The organism is Pseudomonadota bacterium, from assembly GCA_038533575.1.
Lineage (GTDB): Bacteria > Pseudomonadota > Alphaproteobacteria > Rhodobacterales > Rhodobacteraceae > Shimia_B.
Genome location: JBCAYL010000001.1, coordinates 236,117 through 259,555, shown reverse-complemented (window position 1 = coordinate 259,555; position 23,439 = coordinate 236,117). Strand labels below are relative to the sequence as shown.

General features: G+C 66.6%; 26 protein-coding genes. 13 read left to right on the top strand and 13 right to left on the bottom strand.

All coding sequences use genetic code 11. The features are described from left to right. Positions 1-81 precede the first annotated feature (81 nt). From AAFM92_01415 to AAFM92_01400, 4 genes are read left to right on the top strand one after another with little or no spacing between them, the layout of a single operon-like run. Complete coding sequence (locus AAFM92_01415) at positions 82-1,014, top strand: hypothetical protein (GenBank protein MEL7299017.1); 933 nt, start codon at positions 82-84, stop codon at positions 1,012-1,014. After that, the gene (locus tag AAFM92_01410; protein ID MEL7299016.1) at positions 1,014-2,411 is read left to right on the top strand and encodes a surface lipoprotein assembly modifier; all 1,398 of its coding nucleotides are present in this window, start codon (positions 1,014-1,016) and stop codon (positions 2,409-2,411) included. Before AAFM92_01415 ends, AAFM92_01410 begins: the two co-directional genes overlap by 1 nt. A 23-nt stretch (positions 2,412-2,434) precedes the next feature. Further along, the gene (locus tag AAFM92_01405; GenBank protein MEL7299015.1) at positions 2,435-2,863 is read left to right on the top strand and encodes a VOC family protein; all 429 of its coding nucleotides are present in this window, start codon (positions 2,435-2,437) and stop codon (positions 2,861-2,863) included. A gap of 7 nt (positions 2,864-2,870) precedes the next feature. Further along, positions 2,871-3,641 (top strand): DUF1194 domain-containing protein, encoded by a 771-nt coding sequence (locus AAFM92_01400; GenBank protein ID MEL7299014.1) that lies wholly within the window; start codon positions 2,871-2,873, stop codon positions 3,639-3,641. Here AAFM92_01400 and AAFM92_01395 read toward each other — a convergent pair. The 4 genes from AAFM92_01395 to AAFM92_01380 form a co-directional block, all read right to left on the bottom strand. Next, positions 3,625-3,843, bottom strand: coding sequence for a tautomerase family protein (locus tag AAFM92_01395; GenBank protein ID MEL7299013.1), 219 nt, complete (start codon positions 3,841-3,843; stop codon positions 3,625-3,627). The two genes, AAFM92_01400 and AAFM92_01395, sit on opposite strands and share 17 nt — an antisense overlap. Before the next feature lie 221 nt (positions 3,844-4,064). Further along, entirely contained in the window at positions 4,065-4,562 is a 498-nt protein-coding gene (locus AAFM92_01390; protein MEL7299012.1) for a winged helix DNA-binding protein, read from the bottom strand. A 57-nt stretch (positions 4,563-4,619) separates the two neighbouring features. Beyond that, on the bottom strand, positions 4,620-4,904 hold the full coding sequence (locus AAFM92_01385) for a succinate dehydrogenase assembly factor 2 (protein ID MEL7299011.1): 285 nt from the start codon (positions 4,902-4,904) through the stop codon (positions 4,620-4,622). After that, on the bottom strand, positions 4,894-5,256 hold the full coding sequence (locus AAFM92_01380) for a helix-turn-helix domain-containing protein (protein MEL7299010.1): 363 nt from the start codon (positions 5,254-5,256) through the stop codon (positions 4,894-4,896). Before AAFM92_01380 ends, AAFM92_01385 begins: the two co-directional genes overlap by 11 nt. Positions 5,257-5,327: 71 nt before the next feature. Between AAFM92_01380 and AAFM92_01375 the strand changes: the two genes are divergently transcribed. From AAFM92_01375 to AAFM92_01365, 3 genes are all read left to right on the top strand, one after another. Next, complete coding sequence (locus AAFM92_01375; GenBank protein MEL7299009.1) at positions 5,328-6,530, top strand: pyridoxal phosphate-dependent aminotransferase; 1,203 nt, start codon at positions 5,328-5,330, stop codon at positions 6,528-6,530. 12 nt (positions 6,531-6,542) lie between these two features. Further along, the gene (locus AAFM92_01370) at positions 6,543-6,965 is read left to right on the top strand and encodes a hypothetical protein (GenBank protein ID MEL7299008.1); all 423 of its coding nucleotides are present in this window, start codon (positions 6,543-6,545) and stop codon (positions 6,963-6,965) included. 114 nt (positions 6,966-7,079) lie between these two features. Then, positions 7,080-9,029: an ATP-binding protein gene (locus AAFM92_01365; GenBank protein MEL7299007.1), complete on the top strand. Its 1,950-nt coding sequence runs from the start codon at positions 7,080-7,082 to the stop codon at positions 9,027-9,029. 37 nt (positions 9,030-9,066) lie between these two features. Here the strand turns inward: AAFM92_01365 and AAFM92_01360 are convergent, their stop codons facing one another. Beyond that, a complete protein-coding gene (locus tag AAFM92_01360) occupies positions 9,067-10,458 on the bottom strand; it encodes an MATE family efflux transporter (GenBank protein MEL7299006.1) in 1,392 nt (463 codons plus the stop codon). 57 nt (positions 10,459-10,515) lie between these two features. Here AAFM92_01360 and AAFM92_01355 point away from each other — a divergent pair, with 57 nt between their 5' ends. Next, the gene (locus AAFM92_01355) at positions 10,516-11,175 is read left to right on the top strand and encodes a TIGR02453 family protein (GenBank protein MEL7299005.1); all 660 of its coding nucleotides are present in this window, start codon (positions 10,516-10,518) and stop codon (positions 11,173-11,175) included. Between the two features lie 36 nt (positions 11,176-11,211). On the opposite strand, the gene AAFM92_01350 is transcribed toward AAFM92_01355, so the two are convergent. After that, positions 11,212-11,883 carry a dimethylsulfonioproprionate lyase family protein gene (locus AAFM92_01350; protein MEL7299004.1) on the bottom strand — a complete coding sequence of 224 codons (672 nt, stop codon included), beginning with the start codon at positions 11,881-11,883 and terminating at the stop codon, positions 11,212-11,214. A 162-nt stretch (positions 11,884-12,045) separates the two neighbouring features. Between AAFM92_01350 and parE the strand changes: the two genes are divergently transcribed. Then, entirely contained in the window at positions 12,046-13,998 is a 1,953-nt protein-coding gene (gene parE / locus AAFM92_01345; protein ID MEL7299003.1) for a DNA topoisomerase IV subunit B, read from the top strand. Positions 13,999-14,013: 15 nt separating this feature from the next. Here parE and AAFM92_01340 read toward each other — a convergent pair whose 3' ends face one another. Next, a complete protein-coding gene (locus tag AAFM92_01340) occupies positions 14,014-14,628 on the bottom strand; it encodes a DUF2726 domain-containing protein (GenBank protein ID MEL7299002.1) in 615 nt (204 codons plus the stop codon). Between the two features lie 486 nt (positions 14,629-15,114). Between AAFM92_01340 and AAFM92_01335 the strand changes: the two genes are divergently transcribed. The 3 genes from AAFM92_01335 to AAFM92_01325 all read left to right on the top strand — a co-directional run bounded on the left by AAFM92_01335 (position 15,115) and on the right by AAFM92_01325 (position 16,727). Beyond that, positions 15,115-15,519, top strand: coding sequence for a copper chaperone PCu(A)C (locus tag AAFM92_01335; protein ID MEL7299001.1), 405 nt, complete (start codon positions 15,115-15,117; stop codon positions 15,517-15,519). Positions 15,520-15,624: 105 nt separating this feature from the next. Further along, positions 15,625-16,293 carry a hypothetical protein gene (locus AAFM92_01330; GenBank protein ID MEL7299000.1) on the top strand — a complete coding sequence of 223 codons (669 nt, stop codon included), beginning with the start codon at positions 15,625-15,627 and terminating at the stop codon, positions 16,291-16,293. Then, entirely contained in the window at positions 16,293-16,727 is a 435-nt protein-coding gene (locus AAFM92_01325) for a DMT family transporter (GenBank protein ID MEL7298999.1), read from the top strand. The genes AAFM92_01330 and AAFM92_01325 overlap by 1 nt, the downstream gene beginning before the upstream one ends. On the opposite strand, the gene AAFM92_01320 is transcribed toward AAFM92_01325, so the two are convergent. From AAFM92_01320 to AAFM92_01295, 6 genes are all read right to left on the bottom strand, one after another. Continuing rightward, positions 16,711-17,685 carry an Ldh family oxidoreductase gene (locus tag AAFM92_01320; protein ID MEL7298998.1) on the bottom strand — a complete coding sequence of 325 codons (975 nt, stop codon included), beginning with the start codon at positions 17,683-17,685 and terminating at the stop codon, positions 16,711-16,713. The two genes, AAFM92_01325 and AAFM92_01320, sit on opposite strands and share 17 nt — an antisense overlap. A gap of 3 nt (positions 17,686-17,688) precedes the next feature. Then, positions 17,689-18,366 carry an ABC transporter ATP-binding protein gene (locus AAFM92_01315; protein MEL7298997.1) on the bottom strand — a complete coding sequence of 226 codons (678 nt, stop codon included), beginning with the start codon at positions 18,364-18,366 and terminating at the stop codon, positions 17,689-17,691. Beyond that, positions 18,359-19,633 (bottom strand): lipoprotein-releasing ABC transporter permease subunit, encoded by a 1,275-nt coding sequence (locus AAFM92_01310; GenBank protein MEL7298996.1) that lies wholly within the window; start codon positions 19,631-19,633, stop codon positions 18,359-18,361. Before AAFM92_01310 ends, AAFM92_01315 begins: the two co-directional genes overlap by 8 nt. Beyond that, on the bottom strand, positions 19,630-20,730 hold the full coding sequence (locus AAFM92_01305; GenBank protein MEL7298995.1) for a DUF2937 family protein: 1,101 nt from the start codon (positions 20,728-20,730) through the stop codon (positions 19,630-19,632). The genes AAFM92_01310 and AAFM92_01305 overlap by 4 nt, the downstream gene beginning before the upstream one ends. A gap of 74 nt (positions 20,731-20,804) precedes the next feature. Next, positions 20,805-22,142: a proline--tRNA ligase gene (gene proS, locus AAFM92_01300; GenBank protein MEL7298994.1), complete on the bottom strand. Its 1,338-nt coding sequence runs from the start codon at positions 22,140-22,142 to the stop codon at positions 20,805-20,807. 51 nt (positions 22,143-22,193) lie between these two features. Then, positions 22,194-22,607, bottom strand: coding sequence for a GNAT family N-acetyltransferase (locus AAFM92_01295; protein MEL7298993.1), 414 nt, complete (start codon positions 22,605-22,607; stop codon positions 22,194-22,196). Between the two features lie 189 nt (positions 22,608-22,796). Between AAFM92_01295 and AAFM92_01290 the strand changes: the two genes are divergently transcribed. Then, the gene (locus AAFM92_01290) at positions 22,797-23,312 is read left to right on the top strand and encodes a fasciclin domain-containing protein (protein MEL7298992.1); all 516 of its coding nucleotides are present in this window, start codon (positions 22,797-22,799) and stop codon (positions 23,310-23,312) included. The last annotated feature ends 127 nt before the right edge of the window (positions 23,313-23,439 follow it).

Below are 23,439 nucleotides of genomic sequence, written 5' to 3'. Positions count from 1 at the left end.
CGAGTCGAGACGACTATATATGCGCTGACAAAGGCACGAAACCGCTATATGGTGCGAAAAAACGCATTTGAGGAGAGCTCCATGTCCACCCGCTCAGCGTTGGCCTTGGCCGCGTCCAGCCTTCTTTTCCTCACAGCCTGTGGTGGTGCCGACAATTTGAGCCCGTTCATCGCCGCAGCGAACCTGACGGAGGATGACGCCGCCGCGCCGGATCCCGGGGACGTCATCGATGGCGTCCCGGAAGTGCTCGCCAACAATCTGTCGGCCATCACGTTCAACGCGGCGGAAAACAGCTGGGACGTGACGCTGACCTCGCTCGATTCGGGCACCGAGGCGGGCACCTACAACGAGACCGCCGCGCTCAATACCAATGGCTTTCTCGCCTACACGATCCAGGAAACAAGCCTGCAACGCCACTTCACACTCCTGATCTCCGAGTCGGCGGACGCGGCGATCCGCGCAGGCACCGTCTCGGACGGCGGGCAGTTCAACCGGTTCTTCGCCGGGACGTTCTATGCCCGCACAGGGGATTACCAGCCCGGCACCGGCCTTGCGACCTATACTGGGAACTATGCGGGCCTCACCAATATCGAGGGCGACGATCCGGGCATCCTCCTGACGCCGCCGCCGGGCACGGACCCGCTCGACCTGCCCGAGCAGGCCGGCCGCGTCTCTGGGACAGTGCTCATGAACGTCGACTTCGTGGACAATGCCATCAACGGGGCGATCCGGGAGCGCGTCATCATCCGCTCGGGCGGCCCGGACTTCGCCCTCGAGGACATCGTCCTCGTCATTTCAGACATCGATGACGAGGGGCAGTTCTTCGGCGGCGCCGAGCTCGAGGATCAGACCGGCGTGGGCGATTACGGCGGCATCATCGGCGGCACCAACGGCCAGTTCATCGGCGGAAGCACCAAGCTTCAGGACTACATCGAGACGATCGACAACGAGGAAGAATACGGCGTCTTCGTGCTCGAATCTTGCGTGACATCCGGCGACCCAGCCTGCCCCTGATGCGCCGCCTCTGCGCGGCACTCGGGCTCTGGCTCCTCTGCGCCACGGCTCCGCTGGCGCAGGGGACGGTGACGCTGAGCTCCGAACAGCTCCTCGCGGTGGGAGAACGCGCGCTCGAGGCGGGGGACTTCGCCACCGCCCGTCGCGTGGCCGAGACCTTCCTCGCGGAGACCCCCGACAGCCCGCGCGCGCTGCTTCTCGGCGGCTACGCAGCGCTGCGCGCGGGCGATGCCGACACGGCCATCGCACGCGGGCAGGCTGTGTGGCGCGGAGACGGCCCCCGCCCGGCCAAGCGTGCGGCCGCCGAGCTGGTGGCCGAGGCGCATCTTTCCCGCGAGGCCTTCACTCCAGCGCTCACATGGCTCCGCCGCGCTGCTCGTGTGGCTGAGCCCGGCCCCCAGCGCGACAGGATCCGCAGCGCCGCCACGCGGGTCGAGGTTCTCGCCCCCACCCGCTTCACGTTCGGGCTCACGGTCGCGCCCTCCAACAACGTGAACGGCGGCGCGGACAGCCCGTTCATCGTGGCCGAAGGTGTCCCGCTCGTGGGCACGCTCTCGGAGTCGGCCCAGGCCCTGTCTGGCACGGTGGCTGATCTCAGCTTCTCGGCGCGGCATCGCCTCTCGCAATCGCGCAGCCACCGCCTCATCATCGGCGCGGCGCTCTTCGCGCGCCATGTCTGGCTGTCCGAGGATGCCCGCGAAAAGGCGCCCGATCTCTCCAACAGCGATCTCTCCTACCACCGCATCGACGCGTTTCTCCAGCGCGAGACCATCATCGCGGAGGGCGTGGAGCTCACCGTGAGCGCGGGGCCGGGCTTTGTCTGGCAGGCCGAAGAGGCCCGAGATACGCTCCTGAGTTTCGATGTGCAGCTTGCCACGCGGCTTAACGCGCTCGCGGGGGCTGATGCGGGGCGCGATGCCGGGGCGGGGATCCTCCGCTTCGGCTTCGCCGTGGAGCAGGCCTACGCACAGGATGACACCTCCGACCAGACCCGGATCGACCTCTCCGCGGCCTATCGCCTGCCGCTCGCGGGCGGGCAGCTGACGACGAGCCTCCGTCTCGGCGAGACCCGCTCCCGATCCGAATTCGAGCGCTCGGATCGGCAGACGATCCTCGCCGGTTGGCAGCGCCCGCTCGAGGGCCTCCCCATGACGCTGGGCCTCAGCGCCGCGCGCAGCTTCACGACCTACCCCGATTACACGCTCCTCGGGATCCCCGTGACGGGCGGGCGCCGCGATATCCGCACGGTACTGCGCGCGCAGACCGCCTTCCGGTTCGAAAATCCCTGGGGCTTTGTTCCCGTCCTTTCCTTTACGGTGGAGGAAACCACCTCCAATGTATCGCGGTTCGAAACCGACGAACTGGGGCTTGGCCTGTCGATCAGGCGGAGCTTCTGAACCAGACGACCGAAAGGAGACCCATGCAGGTCAAATATCTCCACACCATGGTGCGCGTGAAAGATCTCAACGCCTCCATCGCCTTCTACAAGCTGCTCGGCCTCGAGGAGACGCGCCGCATGGACAACGAGGGCGGACGCTTCACGCTCGTCTTTCTCGCCCCCCCGGGGCAGTCGGACTGCCCGGTGGAGCTGACCTACAATTGGGACGGCGACGAGGGGCTGCCCTCCGACAGCCGCCATTTCGGGCATCTCGCTTACGCGGTGGAGAACATCTACGACATGTGCGCCCATCTCCAGGAGAACGGCGTCACCATCAACCGCCCCCCGCGCGACGGTCACATGGCCTTCGTGCGCTCGCCCGACAACGTCTCGGTGGAGCTTCTGCAGATGGGCGACGCACTGCCCAAGGCAGAGCCGTGGGCGAGCATGGAGAACACTGGGCATTGGTGATGCGGGCGTGATCCGCGCGGCGGCCCTCGTGCTCGCCACCCTCGCAGGGGTGGCCGAGGCGCAGGCGCCCTGCCGGCAGGCGCTGGCGCTGGGTCTCGATGTTTCGGCCTCGGTCGATACCAACGAATACCGGCTCCAGCTCGACGGGCTCGCCGCCGCGCTCACCTCCGCGGAGGTGTCTGCGCGCATCCTCGAGATGCCGCAGGCCCCGATCTCGCTTTACGTCTTCGAATGGAGCGGGCCGGGCGTCCAGCGTGTCGTGCTGCCCTGGCAAGTGGTCGACAGCGAGGGCGCCCTCCTTGCCGCGGCCACCGTGATCCGCGGCCACGAGCGCAATCCGCTAGGCGACACGGTGGATCAGTCCACGGCTATCCGCCCCGCCATCGCCCATGGCCTCGCGGCGATCCTCCAGCAGGCACAATGCTGGAAGCGCACGATCGATATCTCCGGGGACGGGCGCCACAATACCGGTGGCGATCCCCGCGCGGAGCGGGAGGCGCTTTCCAGTGCGGCGGTGACGGTGAACGGCCTCGTCATCGGGGTCGACAATCCGCGCGGCGGCGATATCCGGCAGCTCGAAATCGGAGAGCTCAGCTCCTACTACAACACCACCGTCATCCATGGGCCCGATGCCTTCGTGGAGACGGCCCTCGGATTTGCGGATTTCGAGCGGGCCATGCGCCGAAAGCTCCTGCGGGAACTCGAGGCCCCCGTCTTCGGCGCCCTCGCGCCCGGGTCTAGCCCCTGGCCTGGCTCAAAGCCTAGCCTGAGGCCTTGACCGCCAGCGCGCGCTCGGTCGTCCAGACACTCTCCGACCCGCCCCACGCCCCGCTCGGTACTTCGTGGACGCGCACGGAGGTGATCTTTTCCATCGCATCGCCCGCCACTGCGCCAAAGGCCTTGGCGCAGCCTTCGATCATGCGGCGTTTTTCGTCGGCGTCGAATACGCCCTCCAGAACGTGAATATCAATGAGCGGCATCGGTCCCTCCTCTCCGGTCTCCCGCGTGAGGCTAGCGCAGAGCGCGACCATCCCGATGCCCAAAGTTGCGCCGCTCTGACGACATGCGCCGAGCACTGCGCGCACCTTGCGGGAGAGCGTCGCACGCCCGTGGCCCGCCGGTCCCCGCCGCGTCTCTTGCCCGCGCTTCTGGCTGGCGGCCCGAAGGCAGCCACGCAGCCGAGACCTCGCGAAGCGCGCGATCAGTAGATGTAGCGGATCTGGTCTGACCAGTAGCGCTCCACCCGGCGGAGCGAGACGTTGATGTCGTCGATCCCGCCCTCGCCCAGGACGCCGCCCGATTGCAGCCCGTCGGCGTGGCGGCTGAAGAGCTGGGCCACCACGTCGCGCACGTCCCGCCCCTTTTCGGTGAGCTTCACGCGCACGGAGCGGCGGTCGATCTCGCAACGCTGGTGATGCATGTAGCCCATCTCCACCAGCTTCTTGAGATTGTAGCTCACGTTGGAGCCCTGATAGTAGCCCCGGGTCTTCAGCTCGCCGGCGGTGACCTCGTTATCCCCGATGTTGAAGAGTAAGAGCGCCTGTACCGCGTTGATCTCCAACACGCCCACGCGTTCGAACTCGTCCTTGATGACATCGAGAAGGAGCCGATGCAGCCGCTCCACCAGCGCGAGCGATTCCAGATAGCTCGTGATGAAGCCGCCGGCCGGCTTGTCCCCGATCAATGAATGAATGCTCATGCACGTCTCCACGCTCGTCTGTGACGGGCGGTGTGACGGCAAAAGCCAAACAATCCCTTAAGTCCCGGCGGATGCGCCCTGAAGTTCATTAAATTTTGAAACGATTTTCGCCACCTGCGGCGCATGCTCCGGCGGCGGCGGCGTTTGCCCGATGATCCAGGGATAGATGTCGAGATCGGGCTCGGTGATCAGCGCCTCGTAGGCATCGAGCGCCTCGTGGTCCATCTCGTCGAGGCAGGCCCCGGCATAGGCCGTGAGGATCACGTCCATCTCCTTGATGCCGCGCCGGATGGAGCGCATGTAGAGCCGCTTGCGCCGGGTTTCGATCGTCTCACTGGTCATGGAGGCGCTCCTCGATCCGGGTGAGCGCGTCGAGCGCGTCGAGGAGCTTGGCCCGTGCTGCGGCGACCTCCGACTTCGTCACCGCCACATCCGAGGGGACAAGGTCATCGCCCTGCCCCGTCAGAAGCCAGCGCAGCGAAACATTGAGGACCCCCGCGAGCATCTGCACCTTGTTGGCGCGCGGCTCGGCGAGGTCGTCTTCCCATTCCTTGAGCGAGCGCAGCTTGATCCCGAGCCGCTTGGCGAGGGTCTCCTCGCTCAGACCCGCGGCCTCCCGCGCACCGGTGATCCGGTCCCCCAGCGTGGCCTTATCGTCGTGATACCAGTCCGCCGTGACGGTCTCTTCGCTCATGGGTTGCGCCTTTTCCTTGGGTTCGCCATCGTTCTAGGGCACCGACCCGCAATTGACCACCGGAGGCTCCCTTGCCCTTCCTCTCGACCGCGCTCGATCGCGTGGCCCCCTCGGCCACCATCGTCATGTCCACCCGCGCCATGGAGCTTCGGGCCGAGGGCAAGGATGTCATCTCGCTCTCCGCCGGAGAGCCGGACTTTCCCACGCCCGAGAACATCGCCAAGGCAGGCATCGTGGCCATCAAGGAGGGCCGCGGGCGCTACACCCCGCCTGACGGGCTTGTGGAGCTGAAGGACGCCATCCGCCGCAAGTTCGCGCGCGAGAACGGGCTGGACTACGCGCGCGACGAGGTCATGGCCGCGGGCGGCGGCAAGCAGATTCTCTGGAATGCCCTCGTGGCCACGATGAACCCGGGCGACGAGGTCATCATCCCCGCCCCCTACTGGACGTCCTATCCCGACATGGTGCGGATGGCGGGCGGCGAAGCTGTGATCGTGCCCTGCGATGTCGAGAACGGCTACAAGATCACCCCCGAGGCGCTGGAAGAGGCCATCACCGAGCGCACGAAATGGTTCATCTTCAATTCGCCGTCGAACCCTACCGGCGCGGGCTATGACGCTGAGGCGCTCGCGGGCCTCACGGAGGTTCTGCTGCGCCACGAACAGGTCTGGACCATGTCCGACGACATGTATGAACACTTGACCTTCGACGGCTTCGAGTTCGTCACCCCCGCCCAGATCGAGCCGCGCCTCAGGGACCGCACGCTGACGACGAACGGCGTCTCCAAGGCCTATGCCATGACCGGCTGGCGCATCGGCTATTGCGGCGGCCCGGCGCCGCTCCTGAAAGCCATGAAGACCGTGCAGAGCCAGTCCACCGGCAATGCCTGCGCCATCAGCCAGCTCGCCGCCATCGAGGCGCTCGACGGCCCGCAAGATTTCATTGAGCCCAACAAGGCGCTCTTCGCCGCGCGCCGCGATCTCGTGGTGAAGGCGCTCAATGACTGCCCGGGCGTTTCCTGCCCGACGCCCGAGGGCGCCTTCTACGTCTACCCCTCCATCGCCGGGCTCATCGGCAAGACCACCGCCGGAGGCACCCGGATCGAGAACGACGCCGATTTCGCCAACGCGCTCCTCGCCGAGGCCCATGTGGCCGTCGTCCACGGCGCGGCCTTCGGTCTTTCGCCAGCCTTCCGGGTGAGCTACGCTGCCTCAAACGCGGCCCTGACAGAGGCCACATCGCGCATTCTGTCCTTCTGTCAGGCCATGAAATAAGGCGAGGCGAGCATGTCCGGCGAATTGCCCGACTACTATTTTCGCATCCGCGACAAGGGCGCGGTGGTCTTTCGCGTGGATACCGAAAACCGCCAGCGCCGCATCGAGATGGACCAGATCGCCGTCGTCAACGTGCTCAACGGCCAGATCAAGCCCCATGGCGGACGGGAGCTCGAGCCCGCCGACATGGCCGCCATCGAGGCCTGGATGGCAGAGCGTGTCGCGGTGCTCGAGGCGCGCACCGTGGACGATATCCACCGCGCCATCGACCACCTGAACCTCACGGCCCAGTGGGCGCAGAGCACGGCCTCCGATGACCAGCTCGAGGACTTCACCGACGAGCTGCTCCTGGCCATGCACGATCTTCGCTCGGTGCTCGTGCGCAAGAAGGCGGACCGCCTGCTTGCCGCGCGAGAGGCCAAGGCCGCAGAGTAGCGCAGGCCCGCCAACCGGTGATGCAGGCTTGGTTTATGGTGCCTGCGCACGGCTTAACCGGGCCTTTACCCCTCCCCGCGCATACCTCTCCTCGACTTAGGGGAGAGACTGGTCATGACTTCGATTATGAGGGGGGATGCGCGCATCCATCCCACTGGGCTCGTCGCGCGAATCGTCGCGGCGGGAGCCATCGGCCTCGGGGCGCTCGTGCTTCTCGTAGGCTGGGGTTTTGACGTCGAGCGCCTGATTAGCATCGCGCCGGGCCTGCCGGCGATGATGCCGTCCACGGCCGCCGCGCTCGTGGTGGCGGGCATCGGTTGCCTCGCGCTCACGACCGAGAGACACGCCGTGCCGCAGGCGATCTGCGCCGTGGGTCTCATGGTCATTTTCGGCGGCTTCTTCGCCCATCCGAGCCTCGCGGAGACTGCATCGGGGCGGGCGCCGTTGGCACCGGTCACCGCGCTCCTCATCGCTTCGAGCGCCGTGACCATCGCGACCGGGCATGCCCAGCCGCGCTTGCTCATGGCCGTGGCCGTCCTCTCCAATCTGGCGGGGCTCGCGCTCAGCCTAACGGTGATCGAGGTGCGGCTCCTCGGCTCGGGCCTCCTTGGCAACACCTACGGCATTGGCACCATGGGCCTCCACACTGCGCTCGGCTTTCTCGCGGTCAACGTGGCGCTGCTCCTCGCGCAGGTGGACAACAGGATGCTGAGCTGGATCTTCTCGAACCGGGCGCAGGCCCGGCTCCTCAAGCGTATCTCGCTCGTAACGGTGGCGCTGATCGGCGTGATCTTCATCGGTCTCCTCTCAGCGTCGAAGGCCGATCTCATCTCCGAGAGCGTGCCGCTCCTCCAGGCCGCGATGTTCCTGACGGCCGCCGGGGCCTTTCTCACCGCGGGATTCTTCATCGACGACCAGGAAACCGAGCTGGAGATGCAGGCCGCCCTCGACCGCGCCGAGACGCGGGTAACCCACCAAAAGGAGCTCGCCGCCGAACAGGAAGAAAACCTCCGCGTGCTGGGCCAGATCGTGGGCGGGGTGGCCCACGATTTCAACAACACGCTGGCCTCGATTCAGGGCAACCTCGAGCTCATCTCCCTCGATCCGGGCAACAAGGCACATTACTCGCGGGAGGCCATCTCCGCCGTCGGTCGCGCCGCCGAGCTCACCAATCAGCTCCTCGCCGTGGGGCGCAAGGCACGGGCGGAAAAGCCCGTGGAGGATGCCGCGCAGAGCGTGCGGGATTTCGCCCACTACTTCGCGCGCGCGCTCCCGGACAACGTCGCGCTCGTCTCCGAGATCGACAGCGCCTCCTTCCAAGGTCTGCAGATCGATGCCGTGGCGCTCGAACGCAGCCTGATGAACCTCCTCCTCAATGCGCGCGACGCCATGCCCGGCGGGGGGACGATGCGCATCCGTCTCTCAGAGCAATGGATCGACAATCGCTTTTCCGGCAGCTTCGCCTACCAATCCGGCGTGGCACCCGGCCGCTACGCCTTGCTCGAGGTGTCCGATACCGGGCTCGGCATGGACCGCAGCGTCCTGCGGCAGGCCACGCAGCCCTATTTCACCACGAAGGGGCTCGCGCGGGCGAGCGGGCTCGGCCTCGCCTCGATCCGCGGCATCAGCCAGCAGCATGGCGGCGGGCTGCTCATCGCCAGCGCACCGGGCAAGGGGACGCGGGTCATCATGGCCCTGCCGCTCAGCGCCGACGGCGCGCGCCCGGGCGGCGTCAGCGGGTTGCTCCCCGGGCAGCGCACCGTGGCCTCGGACGTGCTCATCCTCGCCGTAAAGGAAGCCACGCAGGCCCGCCTCTCCCGCGCCGCGGCGCAGAAGGGCCTGAGCACGCAGGTCGTTCGCACGCTCAACGCGCTTCGCGCGCGCCTGCAGGACGGCACGCTGCCGAGCTTCGTGCTCATCGGAGACCAGGTCGTGGACGGCGCGCCCAGCGCCGAAATCGTGGCCGAGATCGAGGCCCGCTTCCCGGGCGTCCGCGCCTCCTACGTGGGCCAGGGCGGGCAGAGCGTCGCCGCCGATCCGCGCGCCGAGGCCGAGGCCGCCTGACACCGCGCGTCCGAACCTTGGCCAAACCGCGCGTGGCCTAGCCCGCGTGCTCCATGGCGGGCGCCTCCCCGCCGGTACGGGGCAGCCGGCGCGCCGAGACCGCCCAGAACCGATACATCAGGAGCGCGGCGGCCATCGCGAGACCTGCCGCGAGGCCGATCCAGACCCCGAACGCGCCCCAGCCGAGCGCGATCCCCAGCCCCCAGGCCACCGGCAGCCCCACGATCCAATAGCTGAAGGCTGCCATGAACATGGGCACTTCGGTATCCTGCACCCCGCGCAGGAGCCCAAGCGCCACCACCTGCGCGGCGTCCACCAGCTGAAAGAGCGCGGCCATGGCCAAAAGGAAGACGCCCATGGCGAGCACCGCATCGAATTCCGGCTCGGTCGGCTTGAGGAACGCGCGAATGAGCGGCTCCGGCACGCCAAGGAAAAAGATCACCGTCACCGCCACGAAAAAGAGGCTGAGCGCCAGCGCGACCTTCCCCGTGCGCGCCAGATCAGGGAGCGAGGCCCGCCCCACGGCGCGCCCCGCGCGCACCGTGGCGGCCTGGCTCAGCCCCAGATGCACGACGAAGGTGAGCGAGGCGATGTTGAGCACCACCCCGTGGGCGGCGAGCTCCACCTGCCCGATCGCGCCCATGAGCAGCGCCGAGGCGAAGAAGAGCCCCACCTCGCTCACCGAGGTGAGCGCGATGGGCCAGCCCAGCGCGAAGACACGCACTAGGATCTCCCGGTCCGGCCGCCAGACCCGGCGTAGGATCTGGTGCTCGGGAAAGGTTCGGAGCGCATAGAGCAAAAGGAGCCCGAAAGTGATGAGCCCCACGACCACGGTAGCCACCGCCGCCCCGCGCACACCGAGCTCCGGCGCGCCGAAATTGCCGAAGATCAGAAGGTAATTCAGCGCGAGGTTGGGCAGCAGCGCGAAGACCGTCACCCAGAGCACGATGCCCGTGCGCTCGAGCGCGCTCAGGTAGCTTTTGATCACCATGATCCAGACCTGCGGAAAGATCCCCCAGCAAGCGATGCGCAGGTAATCCTGCGCGAGCTCGGCCACGACCGGCTCTTGCTCCATCAGCAAAAGCAGCGGCTCCGAGAACCAAAGTGGCAGGATGCAGACCGCCCCGAAAGCGGTCACCAGCCAGAAGCCCATGCGCGTCACCCGGCGCACCTCCTGGTCATCGCCGCGCTCGGCGGCCGCCGCGATCATGGGCAGCGCGGCCCAGGCAAAGCCCGACACCGCCAGGAAGAGGATGAAGAAAAATGAGGTCGCCACCGTCAGCGCCGCGAGCTCGGGCACGCCGTAGCGGCCCATCATGAGCGTATCGGTGGCCCCGAGAGCCACCTGCGCCACCAGCGACCCCGCCAGTGGCAGCCCGAGGACGAGCATCGCGCGCGTCTCGGGCATGTATTCCCGCCATGTCACCATGCCGTGCGCTTACGCCTGTGACATTGCAACGGCAAGAGGATCGGCTAGGCTACCGCCATGCCCAGCCTGCTGACGAAGCTGATCTACGACGCCCAGAGCTTCCTCGCCGCCCTCGCAGAGACCAACACGCGAGACTGGTTTGCCGCGCACAAGGACGATTACGAGGAGCGCCTGAAGGCCCCGGCAGAGCAGCTCCTCTCCGAGATGCGCGGCCCGCTCGACCGGATGTCGGGCCGCAAGATCACGACCAAGCTCTTCCGGCCCCAGCGCGACCTGCGCTTTTCCAAAGACAAGAGCCCGTATCACACGCATCTTCACATGCTCTGGTCCCCGGATTTCGCAGGGCCGGTGACCCCGGCCTACTTCTTCGGCATCGCGCCCGGCTACGTCACGCTCGGGGCCGGGCAGCCTGATTTCGACAAGGGCGCCATGGCTGCGTGGCGCGTGGCCATCGACAAGAACGGCGCCGCCATGGCCCGCGTGATGGATGCGATCTCGGTGGAGGGCTACAGGATCTCGGAGCCCGGCTTCAAACGCGTGCCCGCGCCTTACGGCAAGAATCATCCCCACGCCACGCTTCTGCGCCGCAAGGGCTTGAGCGCCTGGCGCGATCACGATGCCGGCCTCACTCGGGACCAGCTCTGCCACTGTTTCGAGGCGCTGACCCCCATGGTCAAGGCGCTCGCAGCCCTGCCCGCCGCGGCACCGGCGAGCTAGGCGCCCTAACTCGCTAAAGCTCTCAAGCAGCCAGTATCAGCGGCGGCGCAGCACCATGTGGTTGGCGCGCAGAAGCTCCGGCGCGCCCGTCCACGCATAGGCCAGCAGGGAAGGCTCGCTGTCGGAGACGGTGATGCGGTGCTTCGAGCCCGCGGGATTGAAAATGAGAGAGCCCGGGGCATAGACCGCCTGATTGTTCTGGCTCACGGCCCCCGACAGGCAGACATAGCTTTCGCAGATCCCCTCGTGGGCATGGGCGGGGTAGATGCAGCCCGGCGCGAAGAGCACGACGCCGAGGATGAGCTCGTCTGTGACAACGGGGCCGCGCGGTCCGGCGATCTCGGCATAGCCGTAGGCCCGGGCGAGGCCGCGGGGCATCTTGTCATAGCCGTATTCCCAGGCGAGCTCGGCCGCGACCGCGCGCAGCGCCCGCACCGCGGGCCGCGTGGCGCCGTCGCCGCCCTCGCTCAGGGCGCGGGTGAGATGAGCCGTGACCGGCAGGGTATGCGGCGCGCGCAGCACGACACTGGGCTGGGCGTTCAAGGTGCGGTTGATGGCTTCGCGCACGGCGCGCTGATGGGCGCGGATCGGCTTTGAGCCCCCCGAGGACATGAAGCGGTAAAGCTCGTAGATTTCCTTGCACAGATAGCGCCAGTCCGGCACCTCCGCGATCGACTGCCCAGCGGGCAGCTCCACCTGCTCGTTCATCGCTCTCTCCTCTCTCTTCCGAGGTCGATATGCGCCCGCCGCCGCCGCGGGCAAGCCCCGGCTGCACGGTGCGAGGTGAAAAGCGCGCCGGCGCCCATTTCACTAGCGTCCTCCCGGCAGGAATGGCATCATCCAGCCCAAGCAAAAAAGAGCGGTACCCCAATGAACGATCTGCTGAACGCGGCTTCCGAGACCTATGACGCGAGCGCCATCGAAGTCCTCGAGGGGCTCGAGCCGGTCCGCAAACGCCCAGGCATGTATATCGGCGGTACCGACGAGCGCGCGCTGCATCACATGGTGGCCGAGGTGCTCGACAATTCCATGGACGAGGCCGTCGCCGGCCACGCCAACCGGATCGAGGTGGAGCTCCACGAAGATTACACCATCACCATCCGCGACAATGGCCGCGGCATCCCCATCGACCCGCACCCGAAATTTCCGGACAAGAGCGCGCTCGAGGTGATCCTCTGCACGCTCCACGCGGGCGGCAAGTTCTCCGGCAAGGCTTACCAGACCTCTGGCGGCCTCCACGGCGTGGGTGCCTCGGTGGTCAATGCACTCAGCGACAGCATGGTCGTGCAGGTCGCCCGCGACCGCACGCTCTACGAGCAACGCTTTTCCCGCGGGGTGCCGCTCGGCCCGGTAGCGGAGGTGGGCAGCGCGCCCAACCGTCGCGGCACGACCGTCACCTTCCACGCTGACGAAGAGATCTTCGGCCACCATCGCTTCAAGCCCGCGCGGCTCTTCAAATCCATCCGCTCGAAAGCCTACCTCTTCTCGGGCGTCGAGATCCGCTGGAAATCCGCGATCAGCGACGGAGAGACGCCGCAAGAGGCCACCTTCCACTTCCCCGGCGGGCTGACCGACTACCTCACCGAGACGCTGGGCGCGGCCACCACCTACGCCGACGCGCCCTTCTCCGGCACCGTAGACTTCCAGGAGCGGTTCAACACGCCCGGCAAGGTCGAGTGGGCGATCAACTGGACGCCCGCCCGCGACGGCTTCATCGGCTCCTATTGCAACACCGTCCCAACGCCCGAGGGCGGCACGCACGAGGCGGGCTTCTGGGCGGCGATCCTCAAGGGCCTGCGCGCTTACGGTGAGCTCGCGAACAACAAGAAAGCCGCGCAGATCACCAGAGAGGACCTCACGACCGGGGGCTGCGCGCTGGTCAGCTGCTTCATCCGCGAGCCCGAATTCGTGGGCCAGACGAAGGACCGCCTCGCCACCGTGGAGGCACAAAAGCTCGTGGAAGCCGCCGTCCGCGACCGCTTTGACAACTGGCTGGCCAACGACACGAAATCCGCGGGCGCGATCCTCGATTTCCTCATCCTGCGCGCCGAAGAGCGCCTGCGCCGCCGCCAGGAGAAGGAAACCGCGCGGAAATCTGCGACGAAAAAGCTCCGCCTCCCCGGCAAGCTCGTCGATTGCTCACGGTCTCAGCGCGAGGGCACGGAGCTCTTCATCGTCGAGGGCGACAGCGCCGGCGGCTCGGGCAAGATGGCGCGGGACCGCAAATACCAGGCCATGCTCCCCCTCCGCGGCAAGGTGCTCAACGTGCTCGGCGCCGCGTCGTCCAAGATCTCCACCAACGCGGAGATCAAGGACCTCTGCGATGCGCTGGGCTGCGGCCTCGGCACGAAGTTCAACCTCGACGACCTGCGCTACGAGAAGATCATCATCATGACGGATGCCGACGTCGACGGCGCCCACATCGCCTCGCTCCTGATGACGTTCTTTTTCACGCAGATGCGCCCGCTCATCGACGCCGGGCATTTGTATCTGGCCTGCCCCCCCCTCTACCGCCTCACCCAAGGCGCGCGCCGCGTCTACTGCATCGACGAGCGCGAGCGCGACGCGTGGCTGGAGAAGGGGCTCGGCGGCAAAGGCAAGATCGACGTGAGCCGCTTCAAGGGCCTCGGCGAAATGGACGCCAAGGACCTCAAAGAGACCACGATGAACCCCGAGACCCGCAAGCTGATCCGCGTGACCATAGACGAAGACGCCCTCGGCGAGACGGGCGATCTCGTGGAGCGACTGATGGGGAAGAAGCCGGAACTGAGGTTCCAGTACATCCAGGAGAACGCACGGTTTGTGAAGGAGTTGGATGTTTAGCGATGGATCGCAAGTTCAATTTCTCTTGGCATCCGAAATCGTTGGCGTCACCAACCTACGTAATTCCGAGGGTTTCATGCCTTTGGGAACCTCAACGAGCCGCACGCCCGCGCGCCGTAGCGCTTCTTTCTTTACTGCGTCACGCGCGAATGTGGTTTGATGATAGTGCCCGCTTCCTTGGTATTCGACTGCAAGAACTAGCATCCCGAAGCGATCAACTATTGCGAAGTCCAATCTTTTTGAATTTATTGCGGCGAAAGCATCTTTTCGCTGCTTCCAATCACCACTGGTTTCTTTTGGCTTGATTAACTCCCCTAAACTGGTTTGTGCCATAACGCGATGACCGTTTTGGGCCTCTTGCACCATTTTCTCAAGTTCTCTGAACACTTTGTATTCGGAGGAATTCAGCAATTTCTTCCTTTCAAAATTCACTTTGGAAACGGCGGAAATCTGATTCTCCGGGTTCGCCATTCCCCAATTGTTGCCCGGATGTTTGAAGCCTTCTGATGCACGAACTTTCTTTTCAGTCGGGCGAAATCTAGAAGGAGCTCTCCTTCGCGTGGAACTACGTATGAGCCAGTAAAGAAGGAAAATACCAGCGCCAAGTAGAAGGATAATGAAGAGCTCCACAATACTTCCTCGATTTACCAAACTGGTAGAAAAAACTTGTCATATAATCCTATCCACATTCAAGCGTCACGAGCCATGGAATTCAAGTGATTGGTGGCATCGAGCCATCACTGGATGCCGCGTACCCGGCGCGCATGCGCCATGCCCGACCTCCCCCACGGGAGGGCATACCGCGATATCTCAAGCAGCACGAACGCCCGACCTGACGCACCGATAGCGCCGCGAACACAAAACGGATGCCCACCCGAGGTCGGGCCCGCCGTCTCCGCGCCTTCCAATCTGACAGGCTCGTTCAGGGCTCCGACCGCTTAGGGCCACAGGGAGCACGGAAGCGGCTTCCACAAGCCCATGGCGCGACGCTGGGCGCGCGAGGCCCCACGCCGTAAGGTGCGCATTGCGCACCTTGGCGGGATCCCGCGACACAGGTGGATCGCGCCTTTCCCTCCCCGCTCCCGCGTCATACCTCTTCAGCCAAAGGAGACAGACATGCGCCATCTCAACCCCCTCCTCCTCGCCGCCGCCCTCGCCGCGCCGCTGGCGGCGCACGAGTACCGGACCGGGGCGCTCACCATCGACCACCCGTTCACCTACGTCTCCGACGCGGAGCTGCGGGAGGGGTACCTGATCCTCGTCGATGATGACGGCGCGGGGGACCGGCTCCTCTCGGTCACGGGCGAGGCGGGCGCGTTCCTCGCCGATGCCGCGGGCGCGCCGCTCGCGGCGCTCGAGATCCCGGCGGGCGGCGCGGTGGAGCTACTGCCCGGCGGGCCCCATATCCGCTTCCCCGCGCCGGAAGCCCCTTGGACCGAGGAGACGGAGATCGCCGCAACGCTTCTCTTCGAGCGGGCAGGCGAAGTGCCAGTGGTGTTTTACGTAGAGCCCCGCGAGTAATCGCCGCGTCCCCTGCCCGGCGCGAACCATGCGCGCGGCTTGCCCGCGGGCATGCGCGTGCCATACGCTTTCCATACCACTCGTTTCGTCCCGGAAAGCCTGTCGATGCCCCGCGCGATCCTCCTCGTTTTCGTCTTTCTCGCGGCCTGCGGGCGGCCGCTCAGCGAGCGGGAGGAGGCCATGGTGGGCGATCTCTTTGGCCCCTCGCTCGACGCCGCGCAGATCCGCCTCGTGGGCGACGCGCCGCTGCGCTCCTTCACCGTCAATCTCCCACCCCGCCCGCGCGTCACCTGCCAGGAGCAAATCGTGCCCGTGCGCACCGGGACGGTCCGGGTGACCCCGGCGGGCCTCGTGGCGTTCAATACGCTCTTCCTGTCGGAGGGATGGTCCGTCGATGACTTCGCACCGGCCTATCCAGAGGCTGTGAGCCTCTATGATGTCATGCTTTTTGCCCATGAGATGACCCATGTCTGGCAGTGGCAGAACCGGGCGGTGACGCGCTACCACCCGCTCCGCGCCGCCGCCGAACATCTCTCCTCTGAGGACCCCTACCTCTTCGATCCGGACACCGACGCGCCCTTCCTGAGCTACGGGTTCGAGCAGCAGGCGAGCCTTGTGGAAGAGTATGTGTGCTGCGCGTTTCTCGACCCAGAGGGCGGGCGCACGGCGAGGCTGAAGGCGCTGATCTCCGAGCATATCCCGGTGAACGGGCTGCCCCGCGCGCGGGTCTTCATCGGCTGGCCCGACGCGCCACGCGCGGGGCTTTGCAGCTGATGCAGCTTCACGCCGTCACCATGCTCGCCGCCGGGATCGGCATCCCCATCCTCGCCGCGCTCAACGCCGCGCTGGGCAAGCATCTCGGCGCGCCCATGGTGGCGGGGGTCATCCTGTTTCTCGTCGCGTTTTCCACGGCTTTTCTGGTCGCGCTCGTCACCGGGCCCGGCGCGCTGGCAAAAGCGGTGACAGCGCCGAAACACCTCTTTCTCGCAGGCGCTCTCATCGCGTTCTACGTGCTCTCGATCACGGCCATCGCGCCGAGCTTTGGCGTGGGGAACGCGGTCTTCTTCGTGCTTTTGGGCCAGCTCATCTCCGCGGCGGCCATCGATCATTTCGGACTTTTCGGCGCCCGACCAGACCCGCTCACCGCCACCCGTGCCGCGGGGATCGCGCTCATGGCCGCGGGCGTCTTCCTCACCCAGCGAGCTTGAGCGTCAGCTCCCAGAGCGCGTCCGGCACCTCGGCGGCCTCGGCGGGTGCTCGGCCCGCGCCCGGAAGGCGGGCGCCGGGATCCTCGGCAAGGGCGGCCTCGAGCGCCGCGAGGGAGGCGCCGAAGCGGTCGCTGAAAACATCCGTCTTAACGAGGATATAGGTCTGCCCGAGATCGTGCGGCGCGCCCTCTGCGAGCTTGAGCCCGGCCACGTCTCGCGAGCTCACCGATCCCGTCAGCGCGTGGGCCATGATCTCCACGAGGAGGCCGAGACCCCAGCCCTTGTAGCCTGCCGCGCTCACGAGCGAGCCCTTGAGCGCTGCCTCGGGGTCGGTCGTCGGGCGCCCTTCGGCATCCACGGCCCATCCCTCTGGGATTGCCTCGCCGGCCGCCTTGGCCATGGTGATCTTTCCCAGCGCCACGGCGGAGGTGGAGCTGTCGTAATGGAGAGCGAGGCCCCGAGGCCCCGGCACCGAGAAGGCGAAGGGGTTTGTGCCCAGCATCCGCTTCGCCCCGCCGGGCGCGGCAACGATGGCGGACGCATTTGTTAAACCGAGCGCCATAAACCCGTGCCGCGCGATCTGCTCGGTGAAATAGCCCAGCGAGGTACAGGTGTGGGAATGGGCGACGGAGAAGAGCGCGATACCCTGCTCCTCCACTGCCTCGAGCGCCGGGGCCAAGCCCCGCGCGAAGGCGGGCTGCGCGAAGCCGAAGCGCGCGTCGGCCAGGATCGCCCCGGGCGCAGGGCGCGAGATGGCGGGCTCCACGTCGCCGATAACGCGGCCCGAGCGGAGCTGAAGGCAGTAGCTTTCCAGGTAGTAGAGCCCGCAGATTACGTTGCCATGGGCTTCTGAATGGGCCACCGCGTCGGCGACGGAGGCAGCGATCCAGGGCGCGGCACCGGCGGCCTCGAGGGCCTTGGCCGAGGTCTCTCGGATCGTCTCGATGGGCACGCGCATGGCTCAGAGCTCCTCTATCTTGCCGCTCTTTAGCGCCAGCCGGCGGTCCATACGGGCGGCGAGCGCGGGATTGTGGGTGGCCACCAGCGCGGCCATGCCGTCACGGCGCACGAGTCGCAGGAGGGCGTCGAAGACGGTGTCGGAGGTCTCGGGATCGAGATTTCCGGTGGGCTCGTCGGCGAGGAGGACCTTCGGCGCATTGGCCACCGCGCGGCAAAAGGCGACGCGCTGTTGCTCCCCGCCCGAAAGCTCCGCGGGCCGGTGGCCGGCGCGCGCCTGAAGCCCCACCTCGCCCAGAAGCATCTCCGCGCGCGCGATGGCCGCCCCGCGCGCCGCGCCATTGGCCAACTGCGGCAGGATGATGTTTTCGAGCGCCGTGAACTCCGGGAGCAGGTGATGAAACTGGTAGACAAAGCCCAGCGTCGCGCGGCGCAGGCGCGTGCGTTGCCGGTCCGAGCGCGTGGCCTCTGCCCCGGCGATGACGACCGCGCCCGCATCGGCGGTGTCGAGGAGGCCCGCGATGTGCAGGAGCGTCGACTTGCCGGAGCCCGACGGCGCCTCGAGCGCCACCAGTTCGCCGGCGTTCAACGACAGATCGAGGCCATCTAGAACGCTGATCTCGTTGGGTTTTCCGCGGTGGTAGCCTTTGGAGACGCCCTTGAGCGCGAGGACCTCACTCATAGCGCAGCGCCTCCACGGGATTAAGCCGCGCCGCCGCCCGCGCCGGAAAGATCGTCACCGTGAAGGACAGAAGGAGCGAGAGCGCCACGGAGCGGAAGACATCCCACGCCTTGAGCTCTGCGGGGAGCTCGTAAAGCCCCCGGATCGAGGGATCCCAGACACCGCCGCCCGAGACATAGTTCACGACGCTGAAGATCTCCTGGATCCAGATGACGAAGGTCACGCCCAGCGCCACGCCGAGCGCCGTCCCCACGAGCCCGATCCCTGCCCCGCATAGGAAAAAGACGCGCATGACTGCCCCCTCGCTCAGCCCGATCGTCCGCAGGATCCCGATATCGGCCCCCTTGTTCTTCACGAGCATGATGATGCCCGAGACGATGTTCATCGCCGCGAGGAGCACGAGGACCGAAAGGATGATGAACATCACGTTGTCCTCGATGGTCAGCGCGCGGAGGAAGCCCGCGGCGCTGTCCTGCCAGGTCCAGATGACCGCGCGGTCGCCCACCGCCTCGAGCAGCGGGAGCGTGTAGGCCTCGATCTCCTCGGGGTTCTCCACCATGACCTCGATCTCGTCCGCGACCCCGTCCCGGTTGAAATAGAGCTGCGCCTCCGCAAAGGGCATGTAGATGCGGGTCTGGTCGATATCGAAGCGGCCGGCGGTGAAGATGTAGGTGACGGCATAGGTCTTCACCCGCGGCGAGGTGCCGAAGGCGGTGCGGACGCCATTGGGCGAGATGAGCTTGATCGGATCGCCGAGCGTGATGCCGAGGTCCCGCGCCACGCCCGAGCCGATGGCCACGCCGCCCTCGAAATCTGCGAGCGCGCCTAGCGCGGCCTCCGGTTGGGCAATACGGGGCACGCCAGCGATGTCTTCGGCGGTGATGCCGTAGACGGCGACGCCGGTGTTCCGCTCCCCCGCATTGGCCATGACCTGCCCACGCACGAGGGGCGCAGCCCGGGTCACGCCGGGGATAGCGGCGATGCGCGCGGACACATCCTCGTAGTTCTCGAAGGTGCGCGCGGGATCGTCGAAGGTCGCGGCCTGGTAGACGGTGACATGGGCATTGGCGCCGAGGATCGTGTCCACGAAGTCCGCCCGGAAACCGGAGCGCACCGCGAGCGTGATGATGAGCGCGGCCACGGCGAGCATGATCCCGATGATCGAAATCCACGTCATCGTGCTCACTCCGCCCTCGGCGCGGCGGGCGCGGATATAGCGCCAGGCGATCATCCATTCATGGGCGGCAAAGGGGCGGGATGTGGTCATGCGGTCTGCAGGGCCTTCTGGTGAGCTTTGCGGGCCTCGGCGAGCTTGCCGAGGAAGCGCGGCGCGGCCGTGGCGGCGTCGTGGACAGGATGAAGCGCCGCCAGCACCCGCCCGCCCTGCACGACGAGCACGGAGGCGCTCTGGTAGCGCTCGTGATGCAGGATGAAGCGCGGCAGGTCGAGCGCGAATGCAAAGGACAGCCGCGGGTCCGAGAGGAGCGTGTAGGGCAGCGCGAGGCGATGCGCCGCCTCCGCGAGATCGCCCGCGGGCTGGGGCGACAGCCCGAAGACCTCGCCGATGCCCGCATCCCGGATGGCGTCATAGCTGTCGCGGAAGGAGCAGGCGAGCGCCGTGGCATCGGCGCTGTCATCGACCTCCTCCCAGTCCTCGGGGTGGGCCACGCCCGGCCGCCCGAGGAGCGGAACGGTAAAAAGGATCGCGGGCGCCGTGAGCATCGCGAGGTCCACGACCGTGCCGTCCTGCGCAGTCAGGCTGAGACCGGGCAAGGGCTGGCGCATGGAGCCAGCGATATCGCCTTCATACTCGATGAAAGGCGCGTCCTCCTCCTGCGGCTCCGCCACGAGATCCGGGGCGGGCTCAGCGAGATGTCGGCGGCGGCGGCGGAATGGCCATGAAAGGAGGCCCCAGAGCCCGCTCCACGCGCCCCACCCCGCCAGAAAGCCCGCAGCCGCAAAGCCTGCGCCCTCCGTCGTCAGCGGCACGGCTGGCTGGTAATCTCCCATGGTCCGCCGCGCGAGATCGAGATCGGCCACTTCGGGGACGAGCGCGAGGCGTCCCAGGGCGCCCGCCTCGCGAAAGGCGCCGAGGCTCTCGGAAAGCCGGCCATGGAGCGCGGCCCCCGCTTCCGCGCGCGCCGCAGCCTCCGCCCCCGTCTGCGAGAGCGCAAGATCCGCGAGATATTCAGCGCGCGTCATGCCAAAGCCCGCGGCAGCCGCGTCGAGGCCCGCAACTTGCGCTTCGAGCTGGTCCACCTTGCCCGCGAGCCGCTGCAGGTATTGCTGCGCGAATTCAGGGAACTGCGAGAGCACGGCCGCAGCGGCAAGACCGAAGGCCAGGGCAAGGAATCTCGGGATCATCTGCTCTCACGCGTTGACGCTTTTGGAGAGCTTACCCCACCGGCCGGAAGGGGGGAATAGAGCGGAGACGCGGCTCAGCGCCCGGCATAGATGTCGACGATCCGGGCAACGGCGGCCTCGGGCGCGAGTTCCTCGCTCTCGCCCGTGCGCCGGGAGGTGACCTCCACCACGCCGTTCTTGAGACCCCGGGGCCCGACCGTGATGCGCCAGGGCAGGCCGATGAGATCCATCGTGGCGAATTTCTCGCCTGCCCGCGCGTCGCGATCGTCGTAAAGCGGCTCGAGCCCTGCCTTGGTGAGCGCGTCATAGAGGCGCGTGCAGGCCGCGTCGGCCCCGGTGTCGCCCTGCTTGAGGTTCACGATCCCGCAATCGAAGGGGGTCACGCCTTCGGGCCAGATGATGCCCTTGTCGTCGTGGCTTGCCTCGATGATCGCACCGGCGAGCCGCGAGACGCCGATCCCGTGGGATCCCATGTGGACGGGCACGAGATTGCCGTCGGGATCCTGCACCTTGGCGCCCATGGTCTCCGAATACTTCGTGCCGAAATAGAAGATCTGGCCCACCTCGATGCCCCGCGCGCTGCGGCGGCGCGCCTCGGGGACCTCGGCGAAGATGGCTTCGTCATGGGTTTCGTCCGTGCGGGCATAGCGCGAGGTGAATTCTTCAAGCACGCCTTGGCACTGGGCCACGTCGTCGTAGTCGATCTCCCGGTCACCGAATTTCAGGTCGGTGATCTCGCTGTCATAGAAGACCTCGCTCTCGCCCGTCTCGGCGAGCACGAGGAATTCGTGGGTATAGTCGCCCCCGATGGGCCCGCCATCGGCGCGCATGGGAATGGCTTGCAGGCCCATCCGCTCGTAGGTGCGCAGGTAGCTGACGAGGTGGCGGTTGTAGGCGTGGAGCGCGTCTTCCTTCGTCAGGTCGAAGTTGTAGCCGTCTTTCATATAGAACTCGCGGCCCCGCATGACGCCGAAGCGCGGACGCACCTCGTCGCGGAATTTCCACTGGATGTGGTAAAGCGTGAGCGGCAGGTCCTTGTAGGAGCGCACCGCCCCGCGGAAGATGTCGGTGACCAGCTCTTCGTTTGTGGGGCCAAAGAGCATGTCGCGCCCGTGGCGGTCCTCAATGCGCAGCATCTCGCGCCCGTAATCGTTGTAGCGCCCGCTCTCCTGCCAGAGCTCGGCGGGCTGGATCGTGGGCATGAGCATGGGGATATGCCCCGCGCGGACCTGCTCTTCGTCCACGATCTTCTTGATCTTCTCAAGCACCTTGTAGCCCAGCGGCAGCCACGAATAGATGCCGGCTGAAGCCTGCTTGATCATGCCCGCCCGCAGCATAAGCCTGTGCGAGACGATCTGCGCCTCGGCGGGGGTTTCCTTCAGAACAGGCAGGAAATAGCGGCTGAGATGCATCCGGGCCTCCGTGGTCGTGCGCAGCCCGCATAGGCCATGCCCCGCGGGGCCTCAAGCGTCCAGACGCTTCTCCAGATAATAGAAGCTCTGGGCCCCGTCATAGTTCTCCAGTTCTCCGAAGACGCGGTAACCCACCCGCTCGTAGAGCCGCCGCGCACCCTCGCTCCGTGTCTCGAGATGCACACGGATGCATCCTTTCTGGCGCGCGAGCTCTTCCGCGGCTTCGAGGAGGCGGGAGCCGATGCCCTGACCCCTAAGGCTCTCATCCACCCAGAGCTCGGAGATGTGCAGGGAGCGGAATGTCGTCTCGCCCTTGCAGCCGGCCTGCATGGGAGCGCCCACGGCAAGGATGAATTCGGGCATCTCTTCAGCGGCAAGGGTCTGGCCCGCGGCGGAAAGTCCGTCGTGAAGCGCGGTTTTGAGCGCCTCGGGCGCCGGTTCGTGGAGTGTGATTGTTACAGTCATGTCGGTGAACTCTAGCCCGCAGCGCAAGTTCCGCACGTAAATAGCCCAAATTCGGTAACATTCGGTCGCGAAGCACTGACGCGTCCTGACGCATCCGTGATCTCGGTGAACTGTGCGCGAGCAGGCCCCGTATCCCTGCGCAGATGCCCCGAGGGAGGGAGCATCGCGCAAATCGAAGGGAATTCGACAATGAAAACATCGATCAAGTCCACCATCGTAGCCACAGCCATCGCCGTCTCCGGCGCAGCCGCATCCGCCAATACCATCGTCGACATCGCCGCGGGCGATGAGCGTTTCTCCACCCTCGTGGCCGCCGTGAGCGCCGCGGGCCTCGTCGAGACGCTCTCCGGCCCCGGCCCGTTCACCGTGTACGCGCCCGTCAACGATGCTTTCGCCGCGCTGCCCGACGGTACCGTCGAGACCCTGCTCCAGCCCGAAAACATCGGCCAGCTGCAGGCCGTGCTGACCTACCACGTGGATGATCGCCGCCTGCTCGCCAACGAATTCGCCCCCGGCGCGAACTTCTATAAGCCCGTGAACACCGCCGAGCGGCTCTGCATCGACGCCTCGGCCGGTGGCGTGACCATCGCCGACGGGACCGGTGACGAGGCCAACGTGATCATCGCCAACATCGAGGCCGATAACGGCGTCATTCACGTGATCGACAAGGTGCTTCTGCCCGGCACGCGCCCCGATTGCCACTAAGGCACCCTGATTTGGAGGAGGCCGGGCCCTGCGCCCGGCCTCTTTCGTTCTGTGCTTCTGCTGTCCACAAGGCGGGCGACGGGCCGCCGCTTTCGCCCCTGCTACCGCGCCACGCGCCTTTTGCCTT